Origin of the sequence: Schaalia sp. JY-X169 (assembly GCF_014069575.1) — a bacterium.
Lineage (GTDB): Bacteria > Actinomycetota > Actinomycetes > Actinomycetales > Actinomycetaceae > Scrofimicrobium.
The window spans coordinates 766,780-781,887 of record NZ_CP059675.1 but is presented as its reverse complement, the minus strand read 5'-3'; the positions used below and the strand labels follow the sequence as shown (position 1 = coordinate 781,887).

General features: G+C 60.5%; 15 protein-coding genes. 3 read left to right on the top strand and 12 right to left on the bottom strand.

Features of this window, described 5'->3' with window-relative positions; all coding sequences use genetic code 11:
• Positions 1 to 2: 2 nt before the first annotated feature.
• From dxr to pyrH, 6 genes are read right to left on the bottom strand one after another with little or no spacing between them, the layout of a single operon-like run.
• Positions 3 to 1,259 (bottom strand): 1-deoxy-D-xylulose-5-phosphate reductoisomerase, encoded by a 1,257-nt coding sequence (gene dxr / locus H2O65_RS03470; RefSeq protein ID WP_182142229.1) that lies wholly within the window; start codon positions 1,257 to 1,259, stop codon positions 3 to 5.
• Positions 1,256 to 1,810, bottom strand: coding sequence for a cell division protein DivIVA (locus H2O65_RS03465; RefSeq protein ID WP_182142228.1), 555 nt, complete (start codon positions 1,808 to 1,810; stop codon positions 1,256 to 1,258). The genes dxr and H2O65_RS03465 overlap by 4 nt, the downstream gene beginning before the upstream one ends.
• A complete protein-coding gene (gene rlmN, locus H2O65_RS03460; protein WP_182142226.1) occupies positions 1,810 to 3,120 on the bottom strand; it encodes a 23S rRNA (adenine(2503)-C(2))-methyltransferase RlmN in 1,311 nt (436 codons plus the stop codon). The genes H2O65_RS03465 and rlmN overlap by 1 nt, the downstream gene beginning before the upstream one ends.
• 4 nt (positions 3,121 to 3,124) lie before the next feature.
• Positions 3,125 to 4,015: a phosphatidate cytidylyltransferase gene (locus H2O65_RS03455; RefSeq protein WP_182142224.1), complete on the bottom strand. Its 891-nt coding sequence runs from the start codon at positions 4,013 to 4,015 to the stop codon at positions 3,125 to 3,127.
• A gap of 53 nt (positions 4,016 to 4,068) precedes the next feature.
• The gene (gene frr / locus H2O65_RS03450; protein ID WP_182142222.1) at positions 4,069 to 4,626 is read right to left on the bottom strand and encodes a ribosome recycling factor; all 558 of its coding nucleotides are present in this window, start codon (positions 4,624 to 4,626) and stop codon (positions 4,069 to 4,071) included.
• A 4-nt stretch (positions 4,627 to 4,630) separates the two neighbouring features.
• Complete coding sequence (gene pyrH / locus H2O65_RS03445; RefSeq protein WP_220458778.1) at positions 4,631 to 5,380, bottom strand: UMP kinase; 750 nt, start codon at positions 5,378 to 5,380, stop codon at positions 4,631 to 4,633.
• Between the two features lie 6 nt (positions 5,381 to 5,386).
• Here pyrH and H2O65_RS03440 point away from each other — a divergent pair, with 6 nt between their 5' ends.
• Positions 5,387 to 5,881: a hypothetical protein gene (locus tag H2O65_RS03440; RefSeq protein ID WP_182142218.1), complete on the top strand. Its 495-nt coding sequence runs from the start codon at positions 5,387 to 5,389 to the stop codon at positions 5,879 to 5,881.
• 6 nt (positions 5,882 to 5,887) lie between these two features.
• A complete protein-coding gene (locus tag H2O65_RS03435) occupies positions 5,888 to 7,801 on the top strand; it encodes a DUF5671 domain-containing protein (protein ID WP_182142216.1) in 1,914 nt (637 codons plus the stop codon).
• 169 nt (positions 7,802 to 7,970) lie between these two features.
• On the opposite strand, the gene tsf is transcribed toward H2O65_RS03435, so the two are convergent.
• Both tsf and rpsB read right to left on the bottom strand, forming a co-directional pair.
• Entirely contained in the window at positions 7,971 to 8,804 is an 834-nt protein-coding gene (gene tsf / locus H2O65_RS03430) for a translation elongation factor Ts (protein ID WP_182142214.1), read from the bottom strand.
• Between the two features lie 30 nt (positions 8,805 to 8,834).
• A complete protein-coding gene (gene rpsB, locus H2O65_RS03425; protein WP_182142213.1) occupies positions 8,835 to 9,773 on the bottom strand; it encodes a 30S ribosomal protein S2 in 939 nt (312 codons plus the stop codon).
• Between the two features lie 515 nt (positions 9,774 to 10,288).
• Between rpsB and H2O65_RS03420 the strand changes: the two genes are divergently transcribed.
• A complete protein-coding gene (locus tag H2O65_RS03420; protein ID WP_182142211.1) occupies positions 10,289 to 10,792 on the top strand; it encodes a M23 family metallopeptidase in 504 nt (167 codons plus the stop codon).
• 31 nt (positions 10,793 to 10,823) lie between these two features.
• On the opposite strand, the gene H2O65_RS03415 is transcribed toward H2O65_RS03420, so the two are convergent.
• From H2O65_RS03415 to H2O65_RS03400, 4 genes are read right to left on the bottom strand one after another with little or no spacing between them, the layout of a single operon-like run.
• Positions 10,824 to 11,777, bottom strand: a complete 954-nt coding sequence (locus H2O65_RS03415; RefSeq protein WP_182142209.1) for a tyrosine recombinase XerC — start codon at positions 11,775 to 11,777, stop codon at positions 10,824 to 10,826.
• 60 nt (positions 11,778 to 11,837) lie between these two features.
• A complete protein-coding gene (locus H2O65_RS03410) occupies positions 11,838 to 13,094 on the bottom strand; it encodes a DNA-processing protein DprA (RefSeq protein WP_182142208.1) in 1,257 nt (418 codons plus the stop codon).
• On the bottom strand, positions 13,091 to 14,710 hold the full coding sequence (locus H2O65_RS03405) for a YifB family Mg chelatase-like AAA ATPase (protein ID WP_182142206.1): 1,620 nt from the start codon (positions 14,708 to 14,710) through the stop codon (positions 13,091 to 13,093). The genes H2O65_RS03410 and H2O65_RS03405 overlap by 4 nt, the downstream gene beginning before the upstream one ends.
• Positions 14,707 to 15,087 carry a YraN family protein gene (locus tag H2O65_RS03400; protein WP_220458777.1) on the bottom strand — a complete coding sequence of 127 codons (381 nt, stop codon included), beginning with the start codon at positions 15,085 to 15,087 and terminating at the stop codon, positions 14,707 to 14,709. Before H2O65_RS03400 ends, H2O65_RS03405 begins: the two co-directional genes overlap by 4 nt.
• Between the last annotated feature and the right edge of the window lie 21 nt (positions 15,088 to 15,108).

Below are 15,108 nucleotides of genomic sequence, written 5' to 3'. Positions count from 1 at the left end.
ACCTAAAGCTCCTGCCCAGGGTTGCCCGGGAGTCCGAGGAGCTGTGCCGCGCGAGCGAAAGCCCAGTCCTGTACCGCAAGGACGTCACCGAGGGTCGGATCGTCGATTCCCTCATGCTCACCCAGGACTGCCGCAACCGTTTCAACAATGCGGTGCCAGGGGATCTGACCTTCTAGGAATGCCGCCACTCCGACCTCGTTCGCTGCGTTGAGGACGCAGGTGTGGGTTGCGGATGCCTCTAGCGCCTGACGAGCCAGGGCGAGGGCGGGAAAGGTTTCGTTGTCAACCGGCTCGAACGTCCACGAGGTCGCTTCACCCCACTGCAGCGGCCGCCCAATACTTGGCCGATGGTGATGCCAGTCGAGGCCGAGGGCGATGGGCAGCTTCATGTCGGGGTAAGAAGCTTGGGCGATGGTGGAGCCATCCTGCCATGTCACCATGGAATGGACGATTGACTGGGGGTGGATGACAGGGGTGATCTGCGCTGGGGGAACATCGAAGAGGAGTGCCGCCTCGATGAGTTCCAGTCCCTTATTCATCAGGGTTGAAGAGTTGACCGTGACCACGGGGCCCATTGCCCAGGTTGGGTGCGCCAGGGCCTGCTGCGCTGTCACATCGCGCAGCTCAGAGCTCTTCTTCCCCCGGAAGGGTCCACCGGAGGCAGTTAGCACTAACGAGTGCAGTTCACTGCGTCCCGTCACCACGGGCGACACCATGCCCTTCTCGTGGACTCCGGCAAGAAGACCCTGGGCGAGGGCGGAGTGCTCTGAATCAACCGGGATCACCTGACCCGGGTACTGCATTGCCGCGGTGACCAGTGAGCCACCGACAACCAACGATTCCTTGTTGGCAAGAGCAAGTCGACTGCCACATTCCAGTGCACGCAACGTTGCGGCAAGACCTATCCCGCCGTTGACACCATTGAGGACTGTGGCTTCCGGGTAGCGGCCTGCCAGTTCCTCCGTCGCTCCACTACCCATGAGTAGCTCGGCTCCTACCTCACGTACGGCGCGAGCTAGTTGCATGCCCGCACCTGCAGGATCTGAGAGTTCCGCTTCAAGAAGGGGCCGCGCGACTGCCACAACGCGAGGGCGGTAGCGTCGTATCTGCTGTGCTAAGAGCGCGAGGTTGCCCCCTGCGGCAGCCAAACCAACAACGCTGAAGCTGTCCGGATGACTGGAGACAACCTCCAGAGCCTGGGTTCCAATCGACCCGGTTGAACCAAGGATTGTCACCAGTTGGGGGGTGGAGCCGTTCACGACACTGCCATGAGCACCTGGATAGCGCGCCCCAGGTATGCGTCCACCTGTGCTTCGTTGTACGCCTTTTCACCACGCGTCACCTTGAAGGTGGCGAGGCGCAGATCCCGTTCTGTGATCTGGTCACGGTCATCAAAGAATGCTGAGAGACGGTCCAGCAGCGCGTCAACCTCAACGACCGAGTATCCCTGGGCGTTACCTTCAGGATGGCGGAACCTCTCACCCGCGGGGCGCAAGAGACGTGGGTAAAGGGTGGTTGCGTCCTCGGCAACTTTGTCGAACCAAGCATTCTCTCCGTGCTCCGCAACGAATGCTGAGCGGTCACGCTGGATGAATGCCATCTCAAGGCGGTTCAGCGCAGAATCAACCTGTGGCACCGTGTATCCGCCACGCACCAGGTCGAATGCTGCAGTGCGGATCTGCTCTGATGAGAATGTTTCAGCAGGCATCCCACCTTCATATGCTTCACGCGACTGTGCAAAGAACATATCGACCTGGTTCTGGTCGTAGCCACGTGCCATTCCTTTAGTCACGGGAAATAGGTCGCCCATCAGCCCTCCTCATTAGCGGCATGTGCCTTTTTCTCTTCGTTCTTACTAGCCCAGTTCGTGGCAAGTTGACCACAGGCCCCATCAATGTCCGCACCACGGGTGTCGCGGATTGTCGTGCGAATACCATTGTCGCGCAAGATCTTCACGAACTCATTCTGAGCTGCCTTGGTCGAGGCCGTCCAGATTGTTCCCGGGGTTGGGTTGAGTGGGATGGGGTTGACGTGTGCCCAGCCGTGTCCGCGCCTGTTGAGCTCGTCGGCTAGTCTTTGTGCGCGCCATGGTTGATCATTCATGTCCTGGATGAGTGCGTACTCAATCGAGACGCGCCGACCTGACTTCACGAAGTAGGCCCGAGCTGCATCTAGTAGCTCCCCAACCTTCCAGCGGGAGTTGATCGGGATCAACTCATCGCGTAGATCGTCATCCGGGGCGTGCAGAGAAATCGCCAGGGTGACCGGAATTCCCAAGGTGGTTAGCTTCTTGATTCCAGGGACAAGCCCAACCGTCGACACCGTGATGTTACGGGCTGACATGCCGAACCCGTCAGGGGCAGGATCAATCAGCCGGTGCAGAGTTTCCGTCACCGCACGGATATTGGCTAGAGGTTCACCCATGCCCATAAAAACAACGTTGGAGAGGTGATCGGGGCCGTCCGGGAAAACGCCCTCTGTACATTCGCGCCTAGCGTGGCGAACCTGCTCAATGATCTCAGCGGTGGAGAGGTTACGTGTCAGTCCCATCTGCCCGGTAGCGCAAAATGGGCACGCCATTCCGCAGCCTGCCTGGGAGGAAATACACAACGTCACCCTGTCGGGGTAAGCCATGAGGACACTCTCAACAAGAACCCCGTCATAGAGACGCCAGAGGTTCTTAATCGTCTCACCGGCATCCGCTATTTGCCGACTGGCTTCCGTCACCAACGTGGGGAGCATTTCCTTCGCGGCGCCCTCACGAACGGCGGGAGGCAGGTCAGTCATCTTCGCTGGGTCGGCCTGGTTATGGACGAAGTACTGCCGCGACATCTGATCCGCGCGGAACCCCTTGGTTCCCAGACTTTCAGCCCACTCTTTGCGCTTTGCAACATCAAAATCCGCGAGGTGGGCCGGGGCTTTGCCCCGACGCTTAGCTGCGAAACTGAGCACGGGGCGCGCATCCGGTTGAGCCGCCCCTTCTGGCGGCTGGTCCGTCGGGCGCACCTCGCGACGGGCCGGGGTGGAGACCCCGCCAATCCTGCCTGGTCTTGCAGCCCGGACGCCCTCGTGCGCCCCGCCTTGACCCTGGTTGTGTCTGCTTTTTCTTGGATCACTCATGTCGTCACCAACCTAACGCTACAGAGTAGATCAGGTAGAAGGCGGGCGCTGCAAACAGCAACGAGTCAAGGCGATCCATGATCCCACCGTGTCCGGGCACAATTGTCGACATATCTTTCAACCCGACGTCGCGCTTGATCAGTGATTCAGTGAGGTCGCCCAGTGTGCCGAGCACGGCACCGGCCGCTGCAAATACCAGCGCCCACCACCAGGGAATACCGAGGACGGCCGTAGCGGCCCCACCGGCGACACCGCACAGTAGAACCGAACCCGCAAATCCTTCCCAGGACTTCTTCGGCGACAACTTCGGCGCCATGGGGTGCTTGCCAAACAACACCCCGGCCATCCATCCGCCCAGATCGTTACAAACCACAACCACAATGAAAAACACCAGCGGCCACGGGGTGTCCGACCTCTGTGACATCAAACCCACAAATGAAGCCATGAAAGGGATGTACACGATAGTGAATGCCGTTGCCATCACATCCATGATTGGACGCCCCGGAGTGTTCGTGGATAGGATTCGCCACGCAGTTGACACCAGGAAGGTCAAGTACATTGCGTACATGACCCAGTCCAGGGACCCAAGCGCGCTGGCAACAAACATTCCCAAGCCACCCACATACACGGGTATCAGGGTGACATGGAGACCTTTACGAGCTAGTGCGCCAGCGATCTCCCAGAGTGCCACCACCATCAGACAACCAACAAGGATCAGGAACAGATCCCTCGCGAAGAACAACGCCAGAGCGACTGCCGCAACCAGGGTGACACCGGAGGCGACTGCCGCTGGGAGGTTCCGTCCAGCACGCCCGGTTGCTGGTAGCGGCGTGTTATCCGGAGTTGGCCCGGGGGCAAAAATCCGCGCCAATACTGACTGACTGTTCTGGCTCATGGCCTCGTGGTTGCTCTCTTCTTGTCTGCGTCCCTGTCACTGCAAGTGATGCGTTAGATCGTGAGGAGCTCAGCTTCCTTTGCGGCCAAAGCTGCGTCGACCTGGTCCACGTATTCGCGGGTTGTCACCTCAAGAGCCTTCTCTGCCCTCTCAGCCTCATCCTCGCCGACGTCGCCGTCCTTCTTCAGTGCTTCAATCTGGTCCTTGGCCTTACGGCGGATGCCACGAACCGCAATACGACCATCTTCCGCACGTGACTTCGCCTGCTTCACATACTCTTTGCGGCGATCCTCAGTGAGCGCCGGAAGGACGACGCGAATGACCTTGCCATCATCATTCGGGTTGACCCCAAGGTCCGAGTCGCGGATCGCGTGGATGATCTCATTGACCGCATTGCGGTCAAAGGGAGAGATGAGGACTGTCCGAGCCTCTGGGATATTGATTGTGGCCAACTGCTGCAGGGGCGTCGGTGCTCCATAGTAGTCAACCATCAGTGAGGTGAACATCTGCGGGTTTGCACGCCCGGTGCGGATGTTCCCAAACTCCTTCAGAGTTGCCTCTACTGCCTTGCTCATTCGGTCTTCTGTGTCCAAAAGAATGTCGTCAATCATTTCTCTACTTTCCGGCCGTGTCGTTCGACGTTGTCACCAATGTCCCGATTCTCTCACCCATTAGGGCCGCAGTGATGTTCCCTGGCGCATTCATGCCAAAAACGCGCATACTCAGTCCGTTCTCCTGGCAGAGCGCAAATGCGGCTGCGTCGACGACGCGTAACTGTAGGCGCAACGCGTCCTCGTACGTTAGAGCGTCAAGTAGTTCTGCATCGGGATCGATCTTTGGATCCGCGGTGTAAACACCGTCCACCCCATTCTTCGCCACCAACAGTTCATCACAGTGAGTTTCCAGAGCCCGTTGCGCAGCAACAGTATCTGTTGAAAAGAAGGGCATTCCAGATCCTGCACCAAACACAACGACCCGACCCTTCTCCATGTGGCGAATCGCGCGAAGCGGCGTGTATGGCTCAGCCACCTGGGTCATGGTGATCGCCGTCTGGACCCGGGTTTCAGCACCGGCCTTGTCAAGAAAGTCCTGAAGCGCAAGCGCGTTCATGACGGTCCCGAGCATGCCCATGTAATCGGCGCGAGCCCGATCAAGGCCGTGGGCGGACAGCTCTGCGCCGCGGTAGAAATTACCGCCCCCGACGACCACTGCCACTTCCACACCGGATGCAGCGGCCTTAGCAATCTGGGCTGCCACCCCGGAAATTACCTCCGGATCAAGCCCCACTTTTCCCCCGCCAAATACCTCACCTGAGAGTTTGAGCAGGACTCTGCGTCGATCTTGGGCCACACTGGCTCCCTTCATAGGTATATGAGCGAAAGCTTAGGCGACATTTTGGCCTCCGGGCGCCATACTGTGCTTATGAAGGTGCGACCGAACACAGTGTTGGCAATAACGGGGCTGGCCGTTGTTGTGCTCGCGCTGGTTGCCGCGCTCCTCAGCGGGCAACGCCAACGCAGCGATTTCGATGAGGCGACGCCCGAGGGAGTCGCGCAGCTCTACGTCATATCTCTCATCCGAGGCGATGACGAACAGGCACTGCAACTCATGGACCCAGCGCTGGGATGCTCCTCTCCCCTTGACTACTACGCTCCTGCGCAAGCTTCAATCGCCCTCGTCGATTCTGAGATTCAGGCTGGTTCACAGTCGGCAGATAGTGGCAGTAACGCAAAGGTCGTCCTCGAAATCACGGAGACCGAGGGCGGTTTCTCAACCTGGTCACACCGCGAAACACTGGAGTTGCGTCAGGTTGAGGGAGACTGGCGGATCACCGGTGAACCGTGGCCGATCTACAACTGTGAGTGAGGACCCATGATTGCAGGAGTTGCAGTAGCCGCAGTTCTCTTAACTGCCTTGGTCGCCCTCGTCGCCCTGGTAGCACGGCGATTCACACATGCGAAGAGGCCGCTCGGTGCCAGTGATGTGCGGGAGTTCTTCCAGTATGTCTTGCTCTACGGTCTCTACGTCATCGTCGGTATAGGCGCCACAGAGCTGCTTGGGCGCGTGTTCGGCGCGAGTGCAGACTCTTGGGATACCTCTGACTCCGCCCTCGCGCAAGCACTGGCCTTCGTCGTCATCGGCACCCCGCTTCTGGTGGTTGCACTGTGGTGGACCAGCCGGTTGCAACGAACCAAGTCGGACCAGCAGCGTTCCTCTCTTTACGCGGTCTACCTGACGGTTACTGCACTCACAGCGCTGCTCGTCGCTGCTTCCGCAGTGAGCCCAACACTGACCTTCCTGCTCGGAGGAGTACTTGGGAACAACGTGGCGGCGGATGGCGGGTCCCTCGCAACAGTGGTCGTTTGGGGTGCGATCTGGCTGGTGAACTGGTTGATCGCCGAGCGCACACTGACAGTCACCCAAAACACGCCCCATTTGCTGAGCGGATCTCTCATCGCCGTCCTCTACCTGGTTGGTGGGTTCATCACCACGGTGGGTGACTCAGCCTCAACCCTGTGGACTGGCGCAGTTGTTTATGGCACACCCACCGCAATTGCCGGTGGAGTCGGGACACTCCTGGCGGGGGTACTGATTTGGGTCCGCTACTGGGTATCGAGGGCGCAGAAACTTGAGCGCGGACCCCTGTGGATGATCTTCACACTTCCGCTGGGTGTGGGTGGTGGGCTGGTCCTCTTCCTCGGATCCATCTCGGCTCTGGTGTGGTCCGTCCTCGTCTGGTTCATCGGGAATACAGGGACCACCTCTGCCACTGACCACTTTGCTGCAGCGGGTAGCCAGGTGGGCGCCGCCCTCGCCGGCGGTCTTGTCTGGTGGTACTTCCGCACCACCCTGGGGGCGACGTTTTCACTGTCTTCGAACGCGCGGCGACTCTACCTCTACCTCATGGCGGGACTTGGGTTGGGTGCTCTCACGTTTGGCGTCGCAACGGTGGTTTTTGCCGCGATCGAGGCGCTGAGCCCATCTGTGGGGGTGGGCATGTCCCCGCTCAACACGCTGCTGATGGGGCTTGTTGCGATGGGGGTGGGAGCGCCAATCTGGGGGGTCTTCTGGCGCCGGGCCACGAGCCTCGACACCAGCGAGGTGCGGCTGGGCGACCATGCGCAGGCGGCCAACCCGATCCAGGCAAGCGACTCGACCCAGGCGGGCGACCGCACCACACCTCCCGAAGCAACCCGGCGGATCTACCTCTTGCTGTGGTTATGGTTGGGAGCCATCGCCGCAGTGGTCAGTTTGGTGAGCCTGGCGGTGACCTTCTTCCAGGATCTCGTCCTCGGAACGCTTGGTATCACCACCATCTTCACTGGGCGCTTTGCCCTAGGGACGCTAGTGGCGGCGGGGGCGGTGGTCGCCTATCACGCGGCCGTTTACCGCAGTGAGTACCGCCCTGAGCAGCTGGATGCCGTAGAAGCAGCCACCCCGCTCGGCGTTGCAAACTCCGACAAACAACACGTGCCTTCCCTCGTCGGCGAGTCAGAGGGGCCCCTGACCGTCAGTTCACGCAGTGAGGACCGGCGGGTTCCGGGACCGAGAAGCGTACTTGTGGTCGGAAGTAGTCCCCGTGGGCTAGCCAATCAGATCTCCCGCGCCATGGAAGACACAGTGGTGGAGGAATGGACAGACGCTGACATCTTCGTGATCCCCTCCCAAAGTGAGGCGGTCCTGGCCTTCCTTGCGCAGAAGGCTGGCCGTGACGTGCTTCTGGTGGAACCGGGCCAGCCAGAAGCCGAGGCCGACGGTGGGGAGCTCTGGGCGTACGTCAGATAGTCCTGATGTTGGCCGTGGCGTCCGAGTTCGCACTCCCGGCCCCAGCCCCGGCACGCAAAAGCCGGCCCCTCCCCCGTGGGGGATGGGACCGGCCCTATATGCTACGTACTTCCACCGAGGGCGCCAGGTTTCTACCTGGCGATCCAACTAGGCGGCAGTCGCTGGATGACTAGGCGCCAACCTGGAAACGGACGAACTCCGAAACCGATGCGCCCTCCGCGTCCAGAACCTTACCAACGGTAACTGACGGATCCTTAGCGTAATCCTGGGCGAGCAGCGTGTTCTCCTTGTAGAAGGCAGACAGACGGCCTTCGACAATCTTGGGAACAATATGCTCTGGCTTGCCTTCATTGAGGGTGATGGCGGTGAGCGTCTCACGCTCGCCCTCAACGACCTCGGCAGGGATAGCGTCCTTATCGAGCCAGCGAGGCTTGAACACTGCAATGTGCATTGCAATGTCACGAGCAACCTTCTCACCCTTGTCGTCAGTGGCGACAAGAATGCCGATCTGAGCGGGCAGGTCCTCGCTGGTCTTGTGCAGGTAAAGGCCAACATAGTCGCCCTCAACGCGAGCAATGCGGCTGACCAAAATCTTCTCACCAACCTGAGCACCCATGGCGTCGACCAGGTCCTGGACCTTTCCTTCGCCCGCTGGGGAAGCCAGCAGGGACTCAAGATCTGCAGCACCCGACGCAGCAGCAGCTGCCAGAACCTCGTTAGCAAACGCAATGAACTTCTCATTCTTTGCAACGAAGTCGGTCTCAGAGTTCACTTCAACCATGACGCCGGTCTTAAAGTCATCTGCAACCTGAGCAACAACCAGACCCGCAGAGGCCTCACGACCCTCACGCTTCGAAAGCGACTTGAGTCCCTTCATGCGGATGATCTTCAGAGCCTCGTCGTAGTTACCCTCAGCTTCGACGAGGGCGTTCTTGACATCCATCATTCCGGCGCCAGTCTGCTCACGCAGTGCCTTGACGTCGGCAAGTGTGTAGTTAGCCATTTCTAGCTTCTCCTTGTCCTTTGGTGCGCCTTAGGCCTGGTCAACGGGGGTGGCGGCTACCTCAGCAGCAACTTCGCCCTCGACCTCGGTAGCAACCTCAGCTACCTCGACGTCGCCGTCCTTGCTGGCGTTTGCTGCGGCCTCTGCTACGACTGGCGCTGCACTATCGACCTCGGCTGCAACAGCATCCTTGGTTGCTGACTGCTCCAGAAGCTCACGCTCCCACTCTGCCAGCGGCTCAGCGGCCTCGGCGGTAGCGGAATCATCCTTCTTAGGGGCTGAGCGGGCCAGGAGTCCCTCAGCCACGGCATCCGCAATAACGCGGGTCAACAGACCAACAGCGCGGATGGCGTCATCATTGCCGGGGATTCCGTAATCGACCTCGTCCGGATCCGAGTTGGTGTCCAGGATGGCGATGACGGGAATGTTGAGCTTGCGCGCCTCAGCAACTGCCAGGTGTTCCTTGACTGTGTCGACAACCCAGATAGCCGAGGGGACCTTAGCCATGTCGCGAATACCACCGAGGGTGCGCGACAGCTTGTCACGCTCGCGGCGCTGCATCAGCAGTTCCTTCTTGGTGAAGCCCGAGGACGCGACGTCGTCAAAGTCAACCTGCTCAAGCTCCTTGAGGCGGGACAGACGCTTGGAAACGGTCTGGAAGTTAGTGAGCATACCGCCCAACCAGCGGTGGTTGACATAGGGCATGCCGACGCGAGCAGCCTGCTCTGCGACTGGCTCCTGCGCCTGCTTCTTGGTGCCGACGAAAAGGATTGAGCCGCCACGGGTGACGGTTTCCTTCACGAAGTCGTAAGCGGAATCAATGTCCTTCAGCGACTGCTGAAGATCGATGATGTAGATGCCGTTACGCTCGGTAAGAATGTAGGGTTCCATCTTCGGGTTCCAGCGACGGGTCTGGTGACCGAAGTGCACACCACTTTCGAGCAGTTGACGCATGGTTACAACAGCCATGTTCGTCCTTTCGTTGCCTCTGGCAACAGTTGCGGGCCCAGGGCCCTTGTTTTTTGGTTATGTCCACTCACCATTCTTGAAGTGATCCCGCACCGAAATGCGGTTGCTGCCAAGAACGGATTGCAAACCCTGGTGCCATGACCGGAAGCGCCTCTAGGACCGTCGCCCCCGTGCCCCGCTGCGTCACGCCGGTAAGACCGGCGCCGTCCACGGAAAATGACACGCGTAGTCACCTGCGAACAGGTGCTTGACAAGTCTAGATGATGAAGCAGGTGGATCCTCACAGCGTTTGTGTGAGCCCTACCCCACTGGCAGCCCGTTTTGCGCCACCGGCGCGAAGCTTGGGCCCGTGTTCATCCCCAGAACCTTCGATGCGGTGATATCCCCAAGTAGCCCGGGTGGAGCCCCGGTACCTGACGCCTGTTTGCAACACTGGTTCTCTGCTCAGACACGGAGACCCACCCATGACAAACTATCGGAACCAAAGTTACAACCTTCGCAACTACGCCTTGGCCATGGTAATCGTATTGGCCACGCTGCTCAGCGCTCCGCCCATAGCCGTAGCGTCAGAGGTGCACTTACGCGATGGCGCCAGCGTCACTTCCGGGCCAGCGGCGGTCCGGTCGAAATGGCAGTGGCCAACCCTTACTCCCGTTGCAGTCAACCGCGCCTTTGACCCCCCGGCGCTGCCTTGGCTAAGCGGACACCGCGGCGTGGATCTCGGCGCGCCCATAGGGTTAACGATTGCCGCACCGGCAGATGGAATCGTCGTTTTCTCAGGCATGGTTGTGTCACGGCAGACCGTTTCAATCATGCACGAGGGCGGGCTGCGCTCCACCTATGAGCCCGTGATTCCGCTTGTGGGGCGCGGGGACGTTGTCGTTGCTGGCCAGCCTATTGCCACGGTTGAGCCGGGCCACAGTCCAGGCACGCTGCACTGGGGGGCACGCTATGGACCGGACGAGTACGTTAATCCCCTGCGCATGCTTGTCGGTCCCTCCGTCCTCAAACCCTGGTAGATGTGAACTTGAGTGCTCCGCTGTGGTGGACTCAGGCGCGCGGGTGCGCCCGCTTGTACACATCTCGGAGCCTCTTGGCGTCCACGTGGGTGTAGCGCTGAGTCGTCTGCAATGACGAATGCCCCAGGTACTCTTGCACAAACCGCAGATCCGCGCCCTCCTCGAGGAGGTGGGTCGCAGATGAGTGACGTAAACCGTGGGGCGCCACATCCCTCACTCCGGCCCTCGCAGTCAGGCGGTGAAGGTCCCCTCGTAGAACACGGCTATCCAACCGCCCGCCGCGGCTGCCCAAGAACAGGGCGTCGCTCGGAGTCCTCTCTCCCTCGAGAACGCGGCGGACGCTCAACCACTGCTTCAGCGCCGTGGCAGCGGGACCCCCGAAAGGCACGACCCTGACCTTGTTCCCTTTCCCCGTCACCCGGACGGTGGAGGATGCGAAGTCCACATCCGGGATATCGAGGCCGCACAGTTCTGCGACACGCAGGGCCGAAGAGTAGAGAAGCTCCACAGCAGCCCAGTTCCGCGCAGCTTCGGGAGGCGCACCGGAAACCTGCGCTTCAGACCGGGCCTGCTCCGCGAGCCGCACAGCGCCTGCTTGGCTCAGCACCGCCGGTAGTCTTGAATCCGGCTTCGCAACCTCGAGCGCAGCCGCTGGATCGTTCGCAAGCCACCCTTCCGCTACCAGGTAGGCGCACAGGTTGCGGGCTGATGCAGCATTCCTCGCTACGGTGGACTTGGCCAAGCCACTGGTCGTCCTGGCAGCCAACCACCCCTTCACTCTTCGCGCAGTCACAGCATCCGCTAGGTCCGTGGACGGGGAGTCAAACGTGACCCCGCAGTAGGCGAGGAGCAGCGCTGCATCGCTGAGATACGCCTTGGCTGTTGCCGGGCCCCTCCCCACTCTGCGGAGGAGGTGGGAGCGCCAGTCATCCAGCAGGGCGCCAACCGTTACGTCGCCTCTCCCGCTACCACCGTTGTCACTCACATCTTGATGGTAGCTGTACTTACTCCTTGTGGAGGAGCCGCACTGCGTGGGCGTAGCCCGTCACGCTGCGCGCGCCCACTTCTGCCCGTCCCTGCAGACAAGGTCAGCCAGACGAAGAGACAGTAGAGCTCCCCCAACGTCCTCGCTCGAAAGGCCGGCGGCACGCACCACACTGCTGGTCGTCGCGGAGCTGGTCGCTGGGAGCGCCTCGTAAACTCGCCGGGCAACAGGTCCGAGTCCCTTGAGTTTCGCTTCAACAATCACGCTTGGCGCATGGGGGTTACGACTCGGTGGTTGCCCGGTCGTATCTCTCTGTCTCGGTTGGTTGTCGACACCCACCATCAGTTCGATAACGTCGCGGGCAGACTCCACCAGGGCCGCACCATCTTGAATGAGGGAGTGCGGACCAGCGGAAGCAAACGAAGTTATGGGCCCAGGAACAGCGCCCACATCGCGTCCGAGCTCCAGGGCCCGATTTGCGGTTGCCAGCGCCCCCGACCGCAACCCAGCTTCAGGAACAACCGTCACATCAGCCCAGGCCGCGATTAGCCGGTTCCGTTCCAGGAACCTCCACCTCGCAGGTCGAAAGCGGGGCGGGACTTCCGCGACAATCGCACCACCTTCGGCCGTGATCCGCCTGAAGAGATTCTCATTGCCCTGAGGATAAAGGTTCGCAAGCCCCCCGCAGACGATGGCAACCGTACTGGGATGTACGCGTTCAGAGACACCACCGAGCGTCTCGCTCTTCTTGCTTTTCTCAACATAGGCGTCCAATGCACCCCTGTGTGCCGCGGCATCGACTCCGTAGGCACCTCCCGACACCACCGTGATGCCCGCTTCCCCGAGGTCAAAAGCCATTTCTGAGGAGACCCGAACCCCATACTGAGTAGCTGAACGGGCGCCCACAACCGCTACTGACGGTTCATCCTTGGCTCTCAGTCGTGCGTTTCCCAAAACCCAGAGGGCCGGCGGAACGCGAAACTCGAGATCCTCGAGCTGGTCTGGCCACTCGTCATCGCCCGGGATGACGAGTCGGCCACCAAGTGTCTGTAACTGCGCCAAATCCCTCTCAACGTCGAGATCGTAGAAGCGCGGTTGCCAGCGCTTATGTGCTGCCCTCCATCCCGGTGCGGCTCCTTTGCCGCTCTGTCCTCCCGGCCCCTCCACTCTGTGAGGAAGCGGATTGAATGGGTCGTGCGCCCAGCGAAGGGCATCGCTGGCTCCAAGTTCTTGGCGTAACGCTCCTGCCCAAACATCTCCGGGTTCGGCGATGTTTGACCAGCCAGCCGCCACAGATCGTGGATCTTCGAAGTTCATCGGATTCTCTCTTCCTGGCCACGCAACTCAAATGCGCGCGCCAAATCATCGGATTGTGGTACTTGGTGGTTCTCCCAGTCAGCAACAGACCAGGCCAAGCGAAGAATGCGGTCCACTCCTCTGAGGGAGATGTGACCGGATTCCGTTGCCTGTTCGAGGGCCCGGGCATCCGCACGGGCCAACCCGGTGCGCTCCCGTAAATAGCGTCCCGGAACTTGGGCATTAAACCGCCACGGGTGCCCTCGCCACCTGCGTTCCGACCGTGCTCTGGCCGCCACAGTCCTCTCCCGCAGGCTGGCGGTATCCACCGTGGAACCGCCTGTCAGCGCATTTCGGTCAGGCCGTTCAAGGAGGAGGCGGATGTCCAGCCTGTCCAGCAGTGGACCGGAGATCCTTGCCCAGTAGCGATCTCTTTGAGCGTGTGTGCACCGGCAGCGGTCCTCACCCGCTCTTACCCCACCGCCACAGGGACACGGGTTCGCTGTCATCACCAGTTGAAACCGCGCAGGAAAGACAACCCTCTGCCGGGCTCTGTGCACTGCGATTGTTCCAGATTCCAGGGGCTGACGTAGGGAGTCCAAGACCCTGACGCTGAACTCGGGAGCTTCATCGAGCACCAGAACTCCGGCGTGTGCAAGGGAAACAGAACCCGGCCGAATCGGGTTTCCCCCACCAATCAGGGATGCCAACGTCGCTGAATGATGGGGTTGCTCCAGGGGCGGCCTCGAAATCAGGGAATCAACAGCCCCGTCTGAACCCGCTAGGGATCGGAGGGCCGTCACCTCAACGGAGTCGCGAGTCGACAAGTCAGGGAGGAGCGCACGGAGTCGCGTTGCCAACATTGTCTTCCCCACACCGGGCGGGCCCAAGAGGATTGAGTGGTGCCCACCAACGGCGGCAATCCCCATTGCTTCAACCGCAAATGCCTGTCCTCGAACATCCACGATGTCCGCGTCATCGCCGGCAGCGGTGATGAGCGAAGCACCTCCACCTAAGGGACGGTCACTCGGTGCGTCACCACTTCTGAGAATGCGACCTTCAGCCTCCTGTTCAACCAGTTCCCACCCTTCAAGAGCATCGACAAGTTCCGGACCACTGTTCCCGAAGATCGCCAGAAGGTCCCGGAGATGACCACACGCCACGATTTGTACGTCCTCAACCAAGCCTGCTTCCGACGCCATGGCTGGGGCCACCACTATCCTCTTGAACCCGTTTTCACTTGCCGCCAACGCGATTGGGAGAGCTCCGGGTACTGCCTGCAGTGAGCCATCTAGTCCCAGTTCAGCAGCAAAAACAGTGTCCGCCGCTGCGATGATGCCCATTTGCTCACGCGCAATCAACATGGAAACTGCAATCGCGAGGTCGAAACCGGAGCCTGCCTTTGGAAGGTCCGCTGGGGAAAGGTTCACCGTTACCCGCTTACTAAGCGAGGGGATGGCGCAGGAGGAGAATGCTGCGCGAACCCTCTCTTTTGCTTCTCTAAGAGACGCATCTGGGAGCCCGACCAGAGTCGTCCCCACTAGCCCGGGGCCGACATGGGTCTGCACCTCAACGATCTTTCCGTTCAGCCCCTGCAGCGCTACGGCATATGTGCGGGCCAGGGTCGTCGAGTTCATTGGGCGACATCCTGAAGCCATGCAAAAGCCGGCTCTAAGCCCGGGGCAACGTGCACACCTATGACGTCGAAACGGTACCTCGCGGAAAGCTCACCCGCATGTGCGAGCCACGCCAGGGCAACCCGCTGCATGCGAGCCAGCTTTAGGGGCGACACTGCCTCGAGCGCGCCGTGCGCACCGATACGCCGCCGGGTCTTGACCTCTACGAAAACGATGAGGTCGTCAATCGTGGCGATGAGGTCGATTTCCCCGTCGCGACCGTTACGCCAGTTGGCCGCAACAATGGCGTAGCCGCGCTGTTCAAGAAAGCGTGCCGCAGCAGCTTCCCCATTGCGACCGATTTTTTGAGTGGTGTCTGTAGTTATGTTCACAGACACAGAATCTGCTCATCTCGAGCA

What these genes read in the sequence shown, in the direction of transcription:
- H2O65_RS03410 (WP_182142208.1), bottom strand. Translation starts at nt 13,094, where the DNA reads ATGAACTTCGAAGATCCACGATCTGTGGCGGCTGGCTGGTCAAACATC.
- H2O65_RS03465 (WP_182142228.1), bottom strand. Translation starts at nt 1,810, where the DNA reads ATGGGCGACCTATTTCCCGTGACTAAAGGAATGGCACGTGGCTACGAC.
- H2O65_RS03455 (WP_182142224.1), bottom strand. Translation starts at nt 4,015, where the DNA reads ATGAGCCAGAACAGTCAGTCAGTATTGGCGCGGATTTTTGCCCCCGGG.
- rlmN (WP_182142226.1), bottom strand. Translation starts at nt 3,120, where the DNA reads ATGAGTGATCCAAGAAAAAGCAGACACAACCAGGGTCAAGGCGGGGCG.
- H2O65_RS03440 (WP_182142218.1), top strand. Translation starts at nt 5,387, where the DNA reads ATGAGCGAAAGCTTAGGCGACATTTTGGCCTCCGGGCGCCATACTGTG.
- pyrH (WP_220458778.1), bottom strand. Translation starts at nt 5,380, where the DNA reads ATGAAGGGAGCCAGTGTGGCCCAAGATCGACGCAGAGTCCTGCTCAAA.
- rpsB (WP_182142213.1), bottom strand. Translation starts at nt 9,773, where the DNA reads ATGGCTGTTGTAACCATGCGTCAACTGCTCGAAAGTGGTGTGCACTTC.
- H2O65_RS03405 (WP_182142206.1), bottom strand. Translation starts at nt 14,710, where the DNA reads ATGAACTCGACGACCCTGGCCCGCACATATGCCGTAGCGCTGCAGGGG.
- H2O65_RS03435 (WP_182142216.1), top strand. Translation starts at nt 5,888, where the DNA reads ATGATTGCAGGAGTTGCAGTAGCCGCAGTTCTCTTAACTGCCTTGGTC.
- H2O65_RS03420 (WP_182142211.1), top strand. Translation starts at nt 10,289, where the DNA reads ATGGTAATCGTATTGGCCACGCTGCTCAGCGCTCCGCCCATAGCCGTA.
- frr (WP_182142222.1), bottom strand. Translation starts at nt 4,626, where the DNA reads ATGATTGACGACATTCTTTTGGACACAGAAGACCGAATGAGCAAGGCA.
- tsf (WP_182142214.1), bottom strand. Translation starts at nt 8,804, where the DNA reads ATGGCTAACTACACACTTGCCGACGTCAAGGCACTGCGTGAGCAGACT.